General features: G+C 49.5%; 16 protein-coding genes. 3 read left to right on the top strand and 13 right to left on the bottom strand.

Annotated elements, in window-relative coordinates:
* Window positions 1–4: 4 nt before the first annotated feature.
* The 3 genes from FQ015_RS03875 to fumD all read right to left on the bottom strand — a co-directional run bounded on the left by FQ015_RS03875 (window position 5) and on the right by fumD (window position 3,419).
* Window positions 5–2,107, bottom strand: a complete 2,103-nt coding sequence (locus FQ015_RS03875) for an aldehyde ferredoxin oxidoreductase (RefSeq protein ID WP_001273493.1) — start codon at window positions 2,105–2,107, stop codon at window positions 5–7.
* A 20-nt stretch (window positions 2,108–2,127) separates the two neighbouring features.
* Window positions 2,128–2,754, bottom strand: coding sequence for a ferredoxin-like protein (locus tag FQ015_RS03870; protein WP_001070227.1), 627 nt, complete (start codon window positions 2,752–2,754; stop codon window positions 2,128–2,130).
* A gap of 455 nt (window positions 2,755–3,209) precedes the next feature.
* Window positions 3,210–3,419 carry a fumarate hydratase FumD gene (gene fumD, locus FQ015_RS03865; protein ID WP_000528342.1) on the bottom strand — a complete coding sequence of 70 codons (210 nt, stop codon included), beginning with the start codon at window positions 3,417–3,419 and terminating at the stop codon, window positions 3,210–3,212.
* A 354-nt stretch (window positions 3,420–3,773) separates the two neighbouring features.
* Here fumD and ynhH point away from each other — a divergent pair, with 354 nt between their 5' ends.
* The 3 genes from ynhH (at window position 3,774) to lpp (ending at window position 5,935) form a co-directional block, all read left to right on the top strand.
* Complete coding sequence (gene ynhH / locus FQ015_RS24495) at window positions 3,774–3,968, top strand: protein YnhH (RefSeq protein ID WP_248793860.1); 195 nt, start codon at window positions 3,774–3,776, stop codon at window positions 3,966–3,968.
* Between the two features lie 7 nt (window positions 3,969–3,975).
* Complete coding sequence (gene pykF / locus FQ015_RS03860) at window positions 3,976–5,388, top strand: pyruvate kinase PykF (RefSeq protein WP_000751442.1); 1,413 nt, start codon at window positions 3,976–3,978, stop codon at window positions 5,386–5,388.
* Window positions 5,389–5,698: 310 nt separating this feature from the next.
* Window positions 5,699–5,935, top strand: coding sequence for a murein lipoprotein Lpp (gene lpp, locus FQ015_RS03855; RefSeq protein WP_000648420.1), 237 nt, complete (start codon window positions 5,699–5,701; stop codon window positions 5,933–5,935).
* A gap of 62 nt (window positions 5,936–5,997) precedes the next feature.
* Here the strand turns inward: lpp and ldtE are convergent, their stop codons facing one another.
* From ldtE to ydiJ, 10 genes are all read right to left on the bottom strand, one after another.
* The gene (ldtE, locus tag FQ015_RS03850) at window positions 5,998–7,002 is read right to left on the bottom strand and encodes a L,D-transpeptidase LdtE (protein ID WP_000817100.1); all 1,005 of its coding nucleotides are present in this window, start codon (window positions 7,000–7,002) and stop codon (window positions 5,998–6,000) included.
* 148 nt (window positions 7,003–7,150) lie between these two features.
* Window positions 7,151–7,567 (bottom strand): cysteine desulfuration protein SufE, encoded by a 417-nt coding sequence (gene sufE / locus FQ015_RS03845; RefSeq protein ID WP_104919708.1) that lies wholly within the window; start codon window positions 7,565–7,567, stop codon window positions 7,151–7,153.
* Between the two features lie 12 nt (window positions 7,568–7,579).
* Window positions 7,580–8,800: a cysteine desulfurase SufS gene (gene sufS, locus FQ015_RS03840; RefSeq protein WP_105271105.1), complete on the bottom strand. Its 1,221-nt coding sequence runs from the start codon at window positions 8,798–8,800 to the stop codon at window positions 7,580–7,582.
* Entirely contained in the window at window positions 8,797–10,068 is a 1,272-nt protein-coding gene (sufD, locus tag FQ015_RS03835) for a Fe-S cluster assembly protein SufD (protein WP_160523727.1), read from the bottom strand. Before sufD ends, sufS begins: the two co-directional genes overlap by 4 nt.
* Complete coding sequence (sufC, locus tag FQ015_RS03830) at window positions 10,043–10,789, bottom strand: Fe-S cluster assembly ATPase SufC (RefSeq protein ID WP_000948872.1); 747 nt, start codon at window positions 10,787–10,789, stop codon at window positions 10,043–10,045. The genes sufD and sufC overlap by 26 nt, the downstream gene beginning before the upstream one ends.
* A 9-nt stretch (window positions 10,790–10,798) precedes the next feature.
* Entirely contained in the window at window positions 10,799–12,286 is a 1,488-nt protein-coding gene (sufB, locus tag FQ015_RS03825; RefSeq protein ID WP_160523726.1) for a Fe-S cluster assembly protein SufB, read from the bottom strand.
* Between the two features lie 8 nt (window positions 12,287–12,294).
* The gene (sufA, locus tag FQ015_RS03820; RefSeq protein ID WP_039021247.1) at window positions 12,295–12,663 is read right to left on the bottom strand and encodes a Fe-S cluster assembly scaffold SufA; all 369 of its coding nucleotides are present in this window, start codon (window positions 12,661–12,663) and stop codon (window positions 12,295–12,297) included.
* Between the two features lie 548 nt (window positions 12,664–13,211).
* Window positions 13,212–13,400, bottom strand: coding sequence for a YdiH family protein (locus tag FQ015_RS03815; RefSeq protein WP_001296104.1), 189 nt, complete (start codon window positions 13,398–13,400; stop codon window positions 13,212–13,214).
* Between the two features lie 99 nt (window positions 13,401–13,499).
* Window positions 13,500–13,910 (bottom strand): 1,4-dihydroxy-2-naphthoyl-CoA hydrolase, encoded by a 411-nt coding sequence (gene menI / locus FQ015_RS03810; protein WP_000637986.1) that lies wholly within the window; start codon window positions 13,908–13,910, stop codon window positions 13,500–13,502.
* A complete protein-coding gene (gene ydiJ / locus FQ015_RS03805) occupies window positions 13,907–16,963 on the bottom strand; it encodes a D-2-hydroxyglutarate dehydrogenase YdiJ (RefSeq protein ID WP_039021246.1) in 3,057 nt (1,018 codons plus the stop codon). Before ydiJ ends, menI begins: the two co-directional genes overlap by 4 nt.
* Window positions 16,964–17,082: the final 119 nt, after the last annotated feature.

Below are 17,082 nucleotides of genomic sequence, written 5' to 3'. Positions count from 1 at the left end.
TTCCTTACGCAGGCAGTAGATTGTGTGCTGCCAGATCGGCGGCAATATCTTCCAGCCCCAGACGCTGCAATGTTTCGCGGGTCGGACAACCAAGCTGTGGGTCCCAGCCCATTTCTTTGTAGAACATCGTGAGCGAAGCATGCATATCGTCACGATCCATTTTGTCAGTACCTTCAGTAAAGACCGGGATCTGCGGATCCTTGTCGAATACCCAGGAACAGATAAGATCGTGTTCATTACGCATATCTTTGGTTTGCATCAGTTTTACCGTGTAGGCGCGATGCAACGTAAAGATACGCTCTGCAGCTAAATCTAATTTTTCCTGAGTCATATCTTCGCCAGTGATCGCTTTGAAGAATTTGGCTTCAAGCGCCAGATCGCCCCGATAATTACGGCTTTTCAGCGGCGAAACGGTCATTGGCCAGACCCAGTTGCACAGGGTGACGGCGTTATGCAAACAGACCCGCAACAGCGACCACTTAGCATATTTAATTTTTGCGTCATTGATTGGCGTGTAGTTTTTGGTTTCATCGTAAGCATCTTCAGAACCAAAAAGCTCTTTCGCCACTTCACGTTGCAGTTTCAATGGCAAACCGGAACCAATGAAGTTGATATGGGTATGCGTCATGCAGTCACGGTTGAACATACAGTTAACAATGGAGCCGACCTGCGCTGACGCTTCATTGGCGTGGTGAACTGGATAGCCAAACGGCGACCAGAGTTTATTTTTCGCGTAGCCCCAGTACTCTTCACCCAAATTCCAGCGTTCTGCGATAGCATATGAACCATCAGCCAGGTGACTCAGCTCACCCACACGATGCGCCAGACGGTAGTAAAAATCTTTAATGAAGTTAACGTCACCCGCTTCCAGTTGATCCCAGCGAATTTCCGCATACTCTTCAGCAGGCAGAACACGCTTGAACACCCCTTTGCTGTAACAATAGGTAAAGTCGCGATGCAGCTGACCATAGTTACACCATAGGCCGTAGTCATCGAACAGATTCAAACCAACCAGGTTACCAATCACACGACCATCGTCTTTATCTTCAAAATCTTTCGGACCGTTCGGGAAGATGGTGGTATGGACAAAGTTTGCAACACAAGTGTTACCACCTGTGCTGGGCACGCCAAACTCTTTCACCCGAGGAATATTCATTTGGGTCATACAACGGATCGGGCAAGAGTGGCAGCCGCTCATTTTTACTGTGTATTTCTCTGCCGCCGGACCTAAATCAAAAACGGATTTATAGGTACGAAAGCCGACCGTGTTCTGATTACCTGGCGGAATTTCACCCGTTTCAATCGGACCGCCTTCTGCCGCGCCCCAAAACAGCCCTTTACGAGCTGTCCAACGTGATTTGGGATCTGAGTACTCTGCCCACGATTGCGGCGTACTTGGCACGACATGGTTATTATTCGCACCGATAAGCTCGGTCATCATGTAATCGTTGAGACGCTTCATCTCCTGACGATCGGCAATGTTGACCCCTTTCGTCCCTTCAACCGCAATCGCTTTCAGGTTTTTCGAACCCATTATTGCGCCAGTTCCCGCACCACCGCTGTGGTTACGGCTATTCAACATGCCAGAGAGAGGAACAAGGTTTTCCCCAGCCTGACCAATAGCCGCCACACAGGTTTCAGGGCTGGTCAATCGACAAATCTCTTCCGTAGTTGCGCGCGTCCCTTTTCCCCATAAGAAATCGGCTTTTTCCAGGCTAACTTTGTCATCTTTAATATTCAGCCATACCGGTGCTTTCGCTTTCCCTTCGATAATAATGACGTCGTATCCAGCGAATTTCATTTGCGCTGCAAAAAAGCCCCCCATATGGGCATCGACGACTAAATTTCCTTTGGTAAAAGTAGAAAGTGAGGTGATATTTACGCGAGAACTGCAGGGGGCACCAGATCCAGTTAATGGGCCGGTAGCAAAGACTAATTTATTCGCTTCATCGAAAGGTTTCGTGCCTGGCGGTACTTCGTCATACATAATTTTGTAGCCGAAGCCCATACCACCGACAAAACTTTTAAACTTACTGGAATCTTCGAGGGTAATATTTCCTGTCGTGAGATTGACTCTTAATATATTACCTGTCCAACCGTTAGCCATGATTTTTTCCTTTGCAAGATTCACACAGTAATATCTTTCCACTCGATAATTTTTAACGCCCCTGTTGGGCAGGCGTTTGCGCATTCACCGCATAACACACATTTCGAGGATTTTTTACTTTCGGTATTTACGGTGGCCATCATCCACGGGCATGCCGTCGTACAGGCGCTACAACCAATACAACGTTTATGATCGACGGTAATACAGCCTTCTTCCTGTTGCCAGGTAATCGCACCAATCGGGCAGACATTCATGCATTGCGGTTCTTTGCATTGACGGCAGGTGTCCGCGGTATAGTTGAGATCGCCATACAGGCCGCCACCAGAGCCAACCCCGTTATCGCCAAAGAAATAATTGCGATGGATTTTGATACGGGAGAAGAATGTCCCTACTGAGCCATCGTTGAAGTTGGTACAAGAGATTTCACAGCGGTGGCAACCCGTGCATCGCGCACGTTGGGTCACCAGCACCCCTTTGGGTGTATTTATCAACCCTACTGTGCCGCTATCAATATCTTCCTGTTTGCAACCCAAAAGTGACAGTAACGCAGGGGCAATTGTTAGACCAGCAAGGCCTTTTCCTGATATACGCAAGAATTCTAATCGCGTTAAGCCAATATCTAATAGTGGACGATCAACCGGGTTCATTTATTTCGCATCCTCTTCGCAAACACAGTGCTGACAATTCAGCAGCCTGATATTAAGCATTCAACTAATACGCTGCTGACTCTGTCCCCAACACCAGATATTTTCCCTAACCCGATAGTGTATGAGAAAAGATTTAACGCTAATAAACTAATCCTTTATGGTTAGGAGAAAAAATAATGTGATTATTCCGAACTCTTAACATTGATCGTTATCAATTAAAAACACAAAGAAAAAAAATATAAGTGAAGTGATATTTATTATCATTTGAAATGAATTTAACTGATCCGACAATTATTTGTGACATTCATAGCAGAAAATAAAAATAATATTGCCGCTATAAATTAAAAAACATATCGAAATTCGTATAATTTCAGAAGTCGTCATTTACAAAAATTAACTGACTCGCAACTGAACTAAAAATATCAGGATGAAGCTTACCGCCTCATCCTGAATGGTCATTTAACCAGTGCGTTAATGACGGTTTCCATCGCCTGCTTTTCCAGCTCACTGCGCTGAATGCGTTTATTGGCTAATGCTGTACGTAATACGCCTGCGATAACGATATGCTTTGGTTCCTGCCCCAGATCGCGCATTTCCAGCACAACTTTACCGACAACTCTGCACATTTCTCGGTACAGTTCATCCTCTTTTGTCCGGTTTCCCATTCTTTATACCTATTTATCATGCCAACTATCAGCATATATCAATCTAACCAATTAAACAAAAACCAAACAAAATCAGACAAATAACGCGATAAATTATTTTCACTGAAGCAATTTAGCGATGATGTATTTGTACACCTAATGAATTTTCACTCGTCATCACACTGACAAAGCTGACTCCAGACGTTGCGCAAACAGCGAAGTTTTTGCGTAACGTTTTCCCTGGAACGTTAAATCTTTGATAACAATTTATTGTCTAACGAGTTGTATATTTTTTGAAACGCTGTTTTTGTTTTCCTTTTGGATTAATTTCAGCGTATAATGCGCGCCAATTGACTCTTGAATGGTTTCAGCACTTTGGACTGTAGAACTCAACGACTCAAAAACAGGCACTCACGTTGGGCTGAGACACAAGCACACATTCCTCTGCACGCTTTTTCGATGTCACCTATCCTTAGAGCGAGGCACCACCACTTTCGTAATACCGAATTCGCTTTCCGGCAGTGCGACCAGAAAGCAAGTTTCTCCCATCCTTCTCAACTTAAAGACTAAGACTGTCATGAAAAAGACCAAAATTGTTTGCACCATCGGACCGAAAACCGAATCTGAAGAGATGTTAGCTAAAATGCTGGACGCTGGCATGAACGTTATGCGTCTGAACTTCTCTCATGGTGACTATGCAGAACACGGTCAGCGCATTCAGAATCTGCGCAACGTGATGAGCAAAACCGGTAAAACTGCCGCTATCCTGCTTGATACCAAAGGTCCAGAAATCCGCACTATGAAACTGGAAGGCGGTAACGACGTTTCTCTGAAAGCCGGTCAGACCTTTACTTTCACCACTGATAAATCTGTTATCGGCAACAGCGAAATGGTTGCGGTAACGTATGAAGGTTTCACTACCGACCTGTCTGTTGGCAACACCGTACTGGTTGACGATGGTCTGATCGGTATGGAAGTTACCGCCATTGAAGGTAACAAAGTTATCTGTAAAGTGCTGAACAACGGCGACCTGGGCGAAAACAAAGGTGTGAACCTGCCAGGCGTTTCCATTGCCCTGCCAGCACTGGCTGAAAAAGACAAACAGGACCTGATCTTTGGTTGCGAACAAGGCGTAGACTTTGTTGCTGCTTCCTTTATTCGTAAGCGTTCTGACGTTATCGAAATCCGTGAGCATCTGAAAGCACACGGTGGTGAAAACATCCAAATCATCTCCAAAATCGAAAACCAGGAAGGCCTGAACAACTTCGACGAAATCCTCGAAGCCTCCGACGGCATCATGGTTGCGCGTGGCGACCTGGGCGTTGAGATCCCGGTTGAAGAAGTTATCTTCGCCCAGAAGATGATGATCGAAAAATGTATCCGTGCACGTAAAGTCGTTATCACTGCGACCCAGATGCTCGATTCAATGATCAAAAACCCACGCCCGACTCGCGCAGAAGCCGGTGACGTTGCGAACGCCATCCTCGACGGTACTGACGCAGTAATGCTGTCTGGTGAATCCGCAAAAGGTAAATACCCGCTGGAAGCGGTTTCTATCATGGCGACCATCTGCGAACGTACCGACCGCGTGATGAACAGCCGTCTCGAGTTCAACAATGACAACCGTAAACTGCGCATTACCGAAGCAGTATGCCGTGGCGCGGTTGAAACTGCTGAAAAACTGGATGCTCCGCTGATCGTGGTTGCTACCCAGGGCGGTAAATCTGCTCGTGCAGTACGTAAATACTTCCCAGATGCCACCATCCTGGCACTGACCACCAACGAAAAAACGGCTCATCAGTTGGTATTGAGCAAAGGCGTTGTGCCGCAGCTGGTTAAAGAGATCACTTCTACTGATGATTTCTACCGTCTGGGTAAAGAACTGGCTCTGCAGAGCGGTCTGGCACACAAAGGTGACGTCGTAGTTATGGTTTCTGGTGCACTGGTACCGAGCGGCACTACTAACACCGCATCTGTTCACGTCCTGTAATATTGCTTTTGTGAATTAATTTGTATATCGAAGCGCCCTGATGGGCGCTTTTTTTATTTAATCGATAACCAGAAGCAATAAAAAATCAAATCGGATTTCACTATATAATCCCACTTTATCTAAGATGAATCCGATGGAAGCGTCCTGTTTTCTCTCAATTTTTTTATCTAAAACCCAGCGTTCGATGCTTCTTTGAGCGAACGATCAAAAATAAGTGCCTTCCCATCAAAAAAATATTCTCAACATAAAAAACTTTGTGTAATACTTGTAACGCTACATGGAGATTAACTCAATCTAGAGGGTATTAATAATGAAAGCTACTAAACTGGTACTGGGCGCGGTAATCCTGGGTTCTACTCTGCTGGCAGGTTGCTCCAGCAACGCTAAAATCGATCAGCTGTCTTCTGACGTTCAGACTCTGAACGCTAAAGTTGACCAGCTGAGCAACGACGTGAACGCAATGCGTTCCGACGTTCAGGCTGCTAAAGATGACGCAGCTCGTGCTAACCAGCGTCTGGACAACATGGCTACTAAATACCGCAAGTAATAGTACCTGTGAAGTGAAAAATGGCGCACATTGTGCGCCATTTTTTTGCCTGCCATTTACCGCTACTGCGTCGCGCGTAACATATTCCCTTGCTCTGGTTCACCATTCTGCGCTGAATCTACTGAAGGCGCATTGCTGGCTACAGGCGTTGCGCCAGTGCTCACGGCAACTGGATACCCTGCCCGACGATACAACGCTTTATCGACTAACTTCTGGTCTACAGCCTTATTATCTTTAAATTGCGTGAAGCCTGCTGGCAGTGTGTAAGGCATTGTCTGAACGTTCTGCTGTTCTTCTGCTGATAGTGGTCGATGCACTTCCACATAACGCATCCCGTTAGGCTCCACAGAATATTTCACCGGTTCGTTGATCACTTTCACCGGCGTTCCCGTCCGCACGCTGGAGAACAAGGCTTTAATATCCGGTGCATTCATGCGAATACACCCTGAACTGACGCGCAAACCGACGCTGTCCGGCGCACTGGTGCCATGAATGAGGTATTCGCCATTACCATGCGCGAGGCGCAGTGCGTAACGTCCTAGCGGGTTATTTGGCCCGGCAGGAACGACGGGCGGTAATTTAATGCCACGCTCCAGCGAACGCTGACGAATGCCCGCCGTTGGCGTCCAGGTTGGATTAGGGATTTTCTGCCCCACACGCGTTTCCATCACCGGCGTTTCCAGCCCCTGCAATCCAATACCTATCGGATAGACCTGCACGATATTTTCTCCCGGCGGATAATAATAAAGGCGCAGCTCTGCAAGGTTAACGATAATCCCCTGACGCGGCGCATCAGGCAATAACAGTTGCGAAGGAATCGTTATCGTCGTACCGGGTTTTGGCACCGGAGCGATAGTGTTATTGGCTTCAAGTATCAACATTGCCGCAGTATCAAAACGTCGGGCGATGGCCTGAAGGTTTTTATCCCCTTCTTGCACCGTATACGTTTGATTTTGCCCAACCAGTCGGCTTCCGGTTGGTGGTAGCGGATAATCAACCGCCCAGGCAGCCTGAATGGCGCTAAAAGCGCCGATAAGCGTGAGTGTAAGCAAAGACGCGCGTTTCATTGTAAACCTCCTGTATTTGCCGGAGACTCACGCTGAAACGTCGGATGGCGCTTATGTTCACCTGAAACCAAAACACTCCTGTGCAGGCCAGTGTAAACATTGACCACCCGGCAATGTGAGTCCACCGGATGAAAGCTGTCCCTTTAGTTTAGCTAAGTGCAGCGGCTTTGGCGCGAATTGCGCGAATCATCGCTTCCAGACCTTGTGAGCGTGATGGGGTGAGATGTTGGGTGAGCGCCATTTTTTCAAACCACGGGCGCACATCGAAATTGACAATATCCTGCGGTGTCATTTGATCGTAAAGAATAAAGACGACCGCAATAAGCCCTTTCACAATGGCCGCATCGCTGTCGCCCTGTAATTCAATAATTCCCTGCGCATTTTGACGCATCACAATCCATACCTGACTCTGGCAGCCCTGGATGCTATTTTGCGGGCTTCTGTCTTCGTCGTGTAATTCTGGCAGACGCTGGCCCAGCTCAATAATGTAGAGATATTTCTCTTCCCAGTTGGCGCAGCGTAAAAAATTACGCAGCAATTTTTCTTTATCCGGCAATAAAGCCATAGTGCCTCCCTGTTATCCCAGCAGACGGTGAATACGTTGCAGGCCGGTCACCAGACGATCCACTTCTTCATGGGTGTTATACATAGCCAGCGACGCCCGACACATGGCAGGAACGTTGTAATAGGCCATTAATGGCATAGCGCAGTGATGTCCGGTACGCACAGCAATGCCGTAATTATCGAGAAAACTACCAACATCATAGGCGTGGTGTTTACCAAGATTAAAAGCAATAACACCAAGTCTGTTCTGGGGACCATAGAGAGTGAGATCCGGTACAGATTCCAGCTGTGATAGCGCGTAGTGCATCAGATTCTGTTCATACTCGGCTATATTATTTAGCCCCAGCGCCGACACATACTCCAGCGCCGCGCCAAGACCAATGATGCCTCCGGTATTGGGTGTGCCGGCTTCAAACCGCCATGGTGCTTTGGTCCAGGTAGTCCCTTCACTCAGGCTGACGGTGGCGATCATAGAACCGCCCCCTTCCCACGGCGGCATCTCCTGCAACAAGGCTTCTTTGACATAAAGAATGCCAATTCCAGTGGGGCCATACAGTTTATGCCCGGAGAACACGTAAAAATCGCAATCCAGCGCCTGAACGTCCACCGGATGATGCATCACCGCCTGAGCGCCATCCACCAGCACTTTTGCACCATACTGATGCGCAAGCGTGATCATCTCTGCCAGCGGATTTTCCGTTCCCAGCACGTTGGAAACATGGGTAATTGCCAGCAGGCGAGTTTTCTCATCGAACAGATTAGGCAGTGTCTCCCGCTGCAACGTACCGTCGGGGTTGAGAGGAATCACACGCAGCTCTGCACCCACTCGCGCGCAAAGCATTTGCCAGGGAACAATGTTAGCGTGGTGCTCCATCTGGCTGATGATGATGTTATCGCCCGCTCGCACGTTGCTGTTGCCCCAGCTATTGGCGACCAGGTTAATGCCTTCCGTGGTGCCGCGGACAAACACCAATTCTTCCGCGGAACGGGCATTGATAAACAGCGAAGCACGCTTGCGCACGTTCTCCATTTTCTCGGTCGCCTGGGCGCTTAAGGTATGAATACCGCGATGCACCGCCGCGTAGCCATGACGATAAAACTCGGCCTCGGCGTCAATCACCTGGCTTGGTTTCTGCGCACTGGCGGCGCTGTCGAGATAAGCCAGCGGCAAACCGTTTACCTCACGAGAAAGCACCGGAAAATCGGCTCGCACCTTATCAACGGAAAAAGTCATCTTGCACCTCCCGGCAGCCGTTGACCGATTCTGGCCAGCACCAGCTGTTTAAGCTCCTCATCACGCAGTGCTTCCGTCAGTTCGGCAGCAAAGGCGTAAATGATCATCTGCTGGGCATCTTGCCGATTGATCCCGCGCGAGCGCAGATAGAACATTTGTTCATCATCAATACGCCCCACCGTCGCACCGTGGCTGCATTTCACATCATCTGCATAGATTTCCAGCTGCGGTTTCGTATCCACTTCCGCCAGTTTGCCCATCAGCAAATTATTGTTGGTCATCTGACCATCCGTTTTGATGGCGTGCTGCGCGACGTTGATCAAACCGTTAAATACCGCGCGGCCTTTGTCGCTGACGATAGTTTTGTGCAACTGTCGGCTGTTACAAAAACCTTTATTGTGTTCCAGCCAGGTACGGGTATCACACACCTCGTTTTTCACCGGCATCACCAGACTATTGATCCGCAGCGTGCTGTTTTCGCCATTGAGTTGCGTACTGGTGTTGTGTCGTAATACTGCGCCACCAAGCAGGAAACTGTGGCTAAATGCAGTGGCATCGTCAGCCAGCAACAAATCGTTATGGGCAAAGTGGTGACTGACCGGGTTTTCAAACGCCAGCTTGATATGCTGCAAGTGGGCGTTCGCTGCGACATTGATGGTAAAGCGCGCTCCGGTGAAATGACGAGCGTCATTAAGGCTGACAAAATGCTCAATCACCGTCGCTTCGGCACCTTCCGCCAGATCCAGATGATGCCGGTAATGAGCTGTGTTCACCTCTTCACCTGCCACGCCCTGGGTGATATGCATTAACAGCAATGGCTTTGTCGGTCGTTGACCGCGCTTCACAGCAATATGCGTCACGCTTTGCGCCAGGCTTTCCGTCAAATGCAGAAACACTTCCGTCTGAATAGCGTCGGGTAACCCCTGGCGGTCATCGTTAATGCTCACTTCATATCCGCTGCCTTCAGTTGCATCGCTCAGCGCGGGCACGTAACGTCCATCGACAAACACCAGCCGCACAGCGTCTAACGTTAACGCTAAGGCATCTCGCTGCTGTGGGGATATCTCTCCCGCAATGCTGACAAACTGGCTATTGGTCAGCCCTTCCAGCGGCGTATATTTCCAGTGCTCATGTTTGCGTGTCGGCAGTCCGGTACGCAGCAATTGTTGTAAATGCTGCTGTGCTTGCGGGGAGCGTTTTGCACCCTCGGCTTCAAACAAATGATGCCACTGTTGCAGCACGTTACTGCTGTTCGGTAAGCCAGCCATAACCCTGCTCCTCCAGTTGTTTGACCAACGTGAAATCGCCGGATTTCACAATTCGTCCCTGATACAGCACATGGACGTAATCAGGCTTGATGTAGTCGAGAATGCGTTGGTAGTGCGTAACAATGATGAATGAACGCTTGCCGTCACGCAGCGAGTTCACGCCATCGGCAACCACTTTTAATGCGTCAATATCCAGCCCGGAGTCCGACTCATCAAGAATGCATAACTCCGGTTCCAGCACCGCCATTTGCAAAATATCGTTGCGCTTTTTCTCGCCGCCGGAAAAACCAACATTTACCGAACGGGTTAATAAATCCTCCGGCATTTTCAGGAGAGCGATTTTCTCTTCCATCAAATCCTGAAAATCAAAGCGGTCGAGCGTTTCCTGGCCGCGATAGCTGCGCACCGCATTAAGTGCCGTTTGCAGGAAAAACTGGTTACTGACGCCGGGAATTTCCACCGGATACTGGAAGGCCATAAAGATGCCTTCACCTGCACGATCTTCCGGCGACAGCGCAAGCAAATCTTTGCCTTTGAACTCAACCGTGCCGCCCGTCACCTCATAATCTTCTCGCCCAGCAAGCGTTGCCGATAAGGTACTTTTGCCAGAACCGTTTGGCCCCATAATGGCGTGAACTTCGCCGGGACGAACGTCGAGGCTTAACCCACGCAGGATAGCTTTATCTTCCACGCTGACGTGTAAATCTTTAATACTTAACATGTTTATTCCTTATCCGACGCTGTGTTCAAGACTGATGGCGAGGAGTTTTTGTGCTTCAACGGCAAATTCCAGCGGCAGTTCTGAGAACACGTCTTTGCAGAAACCGTTAACAATCATCGAGATGGCGTCTTCTTCGCTGATCCCACGTTGCAGGCAGTAAAACAGTTGATCTTCACCAATACGTGATGTCGTTGCCTCGTGCTCCAGTTGCGCGCTGTTATTGCGACATTCGACATACGGGAAAGTATGCGCCCCACAATTAGCGCCTATCAGCATTGAGTCGCACTGGGTGAAGTTACGTGCATTGGTTGCCGTCGGCATGATTTTCACTAAGCCGCGATAACTGTTCTGGCTGTGTCCGGCTGAGATCCCTTTAGAGATGATGGTCGATTTGGTGTTTTTACCAATATGGATCATCTTGGTGCCGGTATCCGCCTGCTGATGACCGCTGGTCAGTGCCACTGAGTAAAACTCACCGATGGAGTTATCGCCGCGCAAAATGCAACTGGGATATTTCCACGTAATCGCTGACCCGGTTTCTGATTGCGTCCATGACATTTTGCTGTTTTCGCCTTCGCACAAAGCACGCTTGGTGACGAAGTTGAGAATACCGCCGGTGTTGTTATCGCCAGGGAACCAGTTTTGTACCGTGGAATATTTCACCTCGGCGTTTTTATGGATGATGACTTCCACCACCGCCGCGTGTAACTGATAGCTGTCACGCACCGGAGCGGAACAGCCTTCAATGTAGCTGACGTAGCTGTCTTCGTCGGCCACCAGAATGGTGCGCTCAAACTGCCCGGTTTTTTCCGCGTTAATACGAAAATAGGTGGAAAGTTCCATCGGGCAGCACACGCCTTTAGGCACATAAATAAACGTACCGTCAGAGGCCACCGCCGCATTAAGCGCGGCAAAGAAGTTGTCATTCCCCGGCACCACGGTGCCGAGATATTTACGCACCAGTTCCGGGTGATCGTGGATCGCCTCGCCAAAGGAACAGAAAATAATTCCCTGCTCCGCCAGTTTTTCGCGATAAGTGGTGGCAACCGAAACAGAGTCGAAAATGGCATCCACTGCCACTTCTTTGCCTTCCCGCACGGGAACGCCCAACTGCTCAAACGCCGCCTCCACCTCTTTACTTAAAAAGGCGTTCGCGCCAGTTTGCTGCACCGCGCCGGGTTCAGACGCGCAGTTGTCGTCACAATTACCGCACGATGGTGCTGAGTAGTAGCTGTAATCCTGATAATTCAGCTTGTCGTAGTGCGCTTTCAGCCAGTGCGGCTCTTCCATCTCCAGCCATGCGCGATAGGCATTGAGACGAAACTCCAGCATCCACTCCGGCTCATTACGCTTCGCCGATATTGCGCGCACCACCTCTTCGTTTATCCCCTTTGCCAGTTCATCAGTGGCTAACTGGGTGAAGAATCCTTCTTTATAATTCAGCGGGCCGCCGGTCCAGGTTTTGACATCGTCAGTTGCTTCAGTATTACGAGACATAGTACCGCCTATACCCCAAAGCTTTCGCCACAGCCACATTCATTCTGGGCTTTCGGGTTGTGAAATTTGAATATCTGATTAAGTCCTTCACGAACGAAATCGACTTCCGTGCCATCAATAAACGGCATCGCTTGCAGCGGGACAAACAGCTTCGCGCCGTCGTGTTCAAACAGCAGATCGTCTTTGTCCGGCTCGCTAACACTGTCGAGCATATAGCCAAAGCCCGCGCAGCCCGTTTGCTTCACGCCTAAGCGCACGCCGACCATACCCGGCTGCTTTGCCACCAGCTCACGGATGTGGACCACGGCAGCGGGTGTCAGCGTTAAGCCCTGCCAGGCGAAATCCTGTGGATTAAAGGTTCCTGAATGCATGTCCATCGATTTACCTCACTTCATCGCTTTCAGCGTATAACAGCATGTTAGTGATAATGATTATCAGTTCAACCCAGCAAACGCAGGGGCTTTACCGTAAAACATGCTTTTTGCCTGCTTTTAATAAGCATAGACCCTGATGTGTGGGTTAACAGGCACGCTAAGAATTAGGTATCTCATTGTTAGATAATGATTATTATCTTAGGAGCATTAAGGCTGTGATGAAAAAGAAAAAGTTGTATTGAAAATGACTATTTAAGAGATAGGTAAAAAAGTGCAGCGTTCAGAAATAAGAAAACCCTTAAGTCTGTGCATCACAGGCTTAAGGGTTTCTACCCCATCCGGCGCTTATCTCCGGCACTCACAGTGGCTTAGCTCTTGAAGGGGCGATAAGAATAGTCTCATAAAGCTAAGCCGCTGTTTTAGCACAAACTGCGATTTGTATTATTTTTGAACGTTATCAGGCGGGTAGATAAGCAGTATTAAGAAGGCCCTCGAACCTGGACGAAGATTAATCCAGGCCGATTTGGCGAAGTCGCGACATTACGTCAGGATCAATGCACGCCCAAACGCCAGGCAAAGTAGATTTCTTCTTTTAATTCAGCAGAAGAGAGAGTAAGCAAGTCAGCGAATTCAAGTTCTAATTGTTTCAGACGTTTGAGATATTGGGCAGGTGAAAGATTGCTCTGGTCACGACGTAAAAATTCAATGGCCAGCTGGGTGGGATCAAGTTGAGTAGACATAGCATCCTCGCTTTTAGACAAGACCTGCACAGTATACCACCGTTTACTGTGCAGATAATGACCAAAAGCAATATGCGTCACACTTTTCTGGTGACAACGTCACAAAATAGCGGTCGTCAATCGTGACGAACAGCACAAACGCCCTTTCTCATCGAAGATTTCTATCTGCCAAACCTGATGACGTGAACCGAGATGCAACGGTTTACATACGCCGCGTACCCGCCCTTCTCGTGCCGAGCGAACATGATTAGCATTGATTTCCAGACCAACCACCTTTTGCTCACCTTCGGTACATAAATAACCGGCAACGGAACCGATACTTTCGGCCAATACCACGGACGCCCCTCCATGCAGCAACCCGAAAGGCTGCTTTGTCCGCGAGTCTACTGGCATTGTCGCTTCAAGGGTGTCATCACCAATATGTTCAAAGCGAATATCCAGCAACCCCACCATGTTTCCTTCACCCATTGCATTCAGTGCTTCCAGGGTGATTTTTCGTTTCCATATCATTTAATAATCTCCAGTAAAGCCTGCACAGGATGGCGTACCCCCGTGCCTTCAACCCGTTTTACCTGGCTGCGACAGGAATATCCGGTCGCCAGACAGCGGTTACGCGGCAGTCGCTGCATCGCCTGATGCCAGGATAACTCATAGATCCCGAGCGAGTTTTTATGATTTTTCGCTTCATGTCCGTAAGTCCCTGCCATGCCGCAGCAACCCACGCTGACATTTTCAAGTTTCGCGCCAAAACGGGCAAATATCGCCGCCCATTGTGCTGGCGCGCCCGGCAAGGCGGTAACCTCGGTACAGTGACCAAAGAAATACCATGATTCACCGCTGACTGTAGCCACTGGATGTGACTCAAGTGCGCTTGCCAGCCATTCATTCGCCAGTAAGACCTTAAACTCGCCACGTTCCTCGCCCAGCGCCAGTTTATATTCATCGCGATAACAAAGTACCAGCGCTGGATCGACGCCCACCATTGGCATTCCCAATTTCGCCATTCGGTTGAGAAAATCCGCCGTTTTTTTCGCCGTCTTCGCAAAACGATTAAGAAAGCCTTTGATATGCTGGGCTTTGCCATTCGGCGAAAATGGCAGTAACACGGGCTGGAAACCTAATTTTTCGACCAGACGGACAAAATCCGCCACCACTTGCGCATCGTAATAGCTGGTAAAGGGGTCCTGCACCACCAACACCGTGCGCGCTTTCTGCTCTGCATTGAGAGCTTCAAGCTGTTCCAGCGTCATGTTTGCCGAGCGATGTCCCACCATTTGTTGTTGTAGCGAGGGAACCGACAGCAGTGGCAAATCAACCATGCCGATATGTTTTTCCGAGAGTTTGCGCACCAGCGGCTGGTTAATGAAGAAGTTAAAAGTCTTCGGTGCACGAGCCATCAGCGGTGCGTAGCTCTCGACCGTGGCGACGAGGTGGTCGCGCAGCGGGCGTAAATAACGGGTGTGATAGAGCTGCAGAAAACGAGAGCGAAACTCCGGCACATCAATTTTGATGGGGCACTGAGTCGAACACGCTTTACAGGCCAGGCAGCCCGACATCGCCTCTTTCACTTCGTGCGAGAAATCATATTCGCCTTTATTCGCATGCCAGCTATTACGCGTACGGGCAATTAACGTCCGCAGACTGACACCGGATTCAGGCAGTTCCTGTTCCAGTTTGAGTGGGTCAACGCCGCGATCGGCCAACAAACGCAGCCATTCACGCACCAGCGTTGCGCGCCCTTTCGGTGAATGAATCCGGTTCTGGGTAATCTTCATCGACGGGCACATCGGACTGCGGGCATCAAAGTTGAAGCATAAACCGTTGCCGTTACACTCCATTGCACCACGCCACTGCTGGCGTACCGCGATGGGGATCTGCCGGTCATATGTGCCACGCTTCACCGCGTCCACTTTCATCATCGGCGCGTCGATACCTTCCGGTGGGCAAATTTTCCCTGGGTTGAGCCGGTTTTGTGGATCAAATGCCGCTTTGACTTTACGTAATTCGCCGTAAAGTTCCTCTCCAAAAAACGCCGGGCTGTATTCGGCACGAAAACCTTTACCATGTTCGCCCCACAACAAACCACCGTATTTCGCAGTCAACGCCACTACATCATCAGAGATTTGCTTCATCAAAATCTCTTGTTGTGGATCGCACATATCCAGCGCCGGACGGACGTGTAAGACGCCTGCGTCGACATGACCGAACATACCGTAGCTTAAGCCGTGGCTGTCGAGCAGTGCGCGGAATTCAGCAATATAATCCGCCAGATGTTCCGGCGGTACGCAGGTATCTTCAGCAAATGGAATTGGCTTGGCGGCACCTTTAGCATTGCCAAGCAGGCCAACGGCTTTTTTGCGCATTGCATAGATACGTTCAACGCCAGCCAGCTCACGGCACACCTGCCAGCCGATCACACCTGCTTGCTGGCTGGCGATAAGTTCATCCAGCCGCGCACAGAGCGCATTCACCTGCTGATCGATAAGTGCTTCATCGTCTCCGGCAAATTCAACAATGTTCAGCCCGAGCATCTGTTTGTCAGGTACATCGGTAATCAGCTCACTGACGGAATGCCAGACGATATCTTCCCGCGCCAAATTCAGCACTTTTGAGTCTACCGTCTCTACCGAAAGCGCGCGCGCTTCGACCATAAACGGTGCGTTACGCAGGGCGGAGTCAAAAGAATCATATTTGACGTTCACCAGACGGCGCACTTTAGGCAAGCGCGTAATATCCAGCCGCGCTTCGGTAATAAAGGCCAGCGTCCCTTCTGAACCCGTCAGAATGCGCGTCAGGTCGAACTCAGTCATCTCATCGTTAAAGACATGACGCAGATCGTAACCCGTCAGAAAACGGTTAAGTTTGGGGAATTTATCGATAATTAACTGGCGTTGCTGACGGCAACGTTGATAAACCGTGTTATAAATTCGCCCGATTGTAGTATTGGATTTACCCAGCGTTTCCGCCAGTTCAACAGGCAAAGGCTGGGTATCGAGAATATCGCCTCCCAACAACACCGCGCGTACGCCAAGCACGTGATCTGATGTTTTCCCATAGACCAGCGATCCCTGCCCGGATGCATCGGTATTGATCATCCCGCCGAGCGTTGCGCGATTGCTGGTCGAAAGTTCTGGCGCAAAAAAGTAGCCGAATGGTTTCAAATACTGATTGAGTTGATCTTTTATCACCCCAGCTTCCACGCGCACCCACCCCTCTTCAGGGTTAATTTCGATGATGCGGTTCATATGGCGGGACATATCAACAATAATCCCCTGGTTGAGCGCCTGACCGTTAGTGCCGGTGCCACCACCTCGCGGGGTAAAGATCAGCGATGAATAGCGTTCCTGCGCGGCAAGACGGGCGATCAGCGCCACATCTGCGGTCGAACGCGGAAATACCACTGCATCGGGGAGAAGTTGGTAAATACTGTTGTCGGTCGACATTGTCAGACGATCGGCATAACTTGTCGCCGTATCGCCAGTAAAACCCTGTTGCTCCAGCTCTTGCAAAAAATTAAGCACCAATTGAACGACGCCGGGTGCCTGGGAAATCTGTGGAATCATTATATTGACCCTTTCCTGCGGTCTGTGATGTAGAACGATACACTGTTCTTTCAGGCTGCTAATAGCGCACTGAAAGGTGATGTTTGTTTACTCTATGGATTTCGAGTTGCAGGAAGGCG

The sequence above is a fragment of the Escherichia sp. HH26CH genome (genome assembly GCF_009820205.1).
Classification (GTDB): Bacteria; Pseudomonadota; Gammaproteobacteria; order Enterobacterales; family Enterobacteriaceae; genus Escherichia; species Escherichia coli_F.
Note: the sequence above shows the minus strand (reverse complement) of the source record. Positions and strands in the feature narration are given on the sequence as shown.

Excerpts from the sequence above, each read along its gene's own strand:
- FQ015_RS03875 (WP_001273493.1), bottom strand. The coding sequence starts at position 2,107 with ATGGCTAACGGTTGGACAGGTAATATATTAAGAGTCAATCTCACGACA.
- FQ015_RS03870 (WP_001070227.1), bottom strand. The coding sequence starts at position 2,754 with ATGAACCCGGTTGATCGTCCACTATTAGATATTGGCTTAACGCGATTA.
- fumD (WP_000528342.1), bottom strand. The coding sequence starts at position 3,419 with ATGGGAAACCGGACAAAAGAGGATGAACTGTACCGAGAAATGTGCAGA.
- pykF (WP_000751442.1), top strand. The coding sequence starts at position 3,976 with ATGAAAAAGACCAAAATTGTTTGCACCATCGGACCGAAAACCGAATCT.
- lpp (WP_000648420.1), top strand. The coding sequence starts at position 5,699 with ATGAAAGCTACTAAACTGGTACTGGGCGCGGTAATCCTGGGTTCTACT.
- ldtE (WP_000817100.1), bottom strand. The coding sequence starts at position 7,002 with ATGAAACGCGCGTCTTTGCTTACACTCACGCTTATCGGCGCTTTTAGC.
- sufE (WP_104919708.1), bottom strand. The coding sequence starts at position 7,567 with ATGGCTTTATTGCCGGATAAAGAAAAATTGCTGCGTAATTTTTTACGC.
- sufS (WP_105271105.1), bottom strand. The coding sequence starts at position 8,800 with ATGACTTTTTCCGTTGATAAGGTGCGAGCCGATTTTCCGGTGCTTTCT.
- sufD (WP_160523727.1), bottom strand. The coding sequence starts at position 10,068 with ATGGCTGGCTTACCGAACAGCAGTAACGTGCTGCAACAGTGGCATCAT.
- sufC (WP_000948872.1), bottom strand. The coding sequence starts at position 10,789 with ATGTTAAGTATTAAAGATTTACACGTCAGCGTGGAAGATAAAGCTATC.
- sufB (WP_160523726.1), bottom strand. The coding sequence starts at position 12,286 with ATGTCTCGTAATACTGAAGCAACTGACGATGTCAAAACCTGGACCGGC.
- sufA (WP_039021247.1), bottom strand. The coding sequence starts at position 12,663 with ATGGACATGCATTCAGGAACCTTTAATCCACAGGATTTCGCCTGGCAG.
- FQ015_RS03815 (WP_001296104.1), bottom strand. The coding sequence starts at position 13,400 with ATGTCTACTCAACTTGATCCCACCCAGCTGGCCATTGAATTTTTACGT.
- menI (WP_000637986.1), bottom strand. The coding sequence starts at position 13,910 with ATGATATGGAAACGAAAAATCACCCTGGAAGCACTGAATGCAATGGGT.
- ydiJ (WP_039021246.1), bottom strand. The coding sequence starts at position 16,963 with ATGATTCCACAGATTTCCCAGGCACCCGGCGTCGTTCAATTGGTGCTT.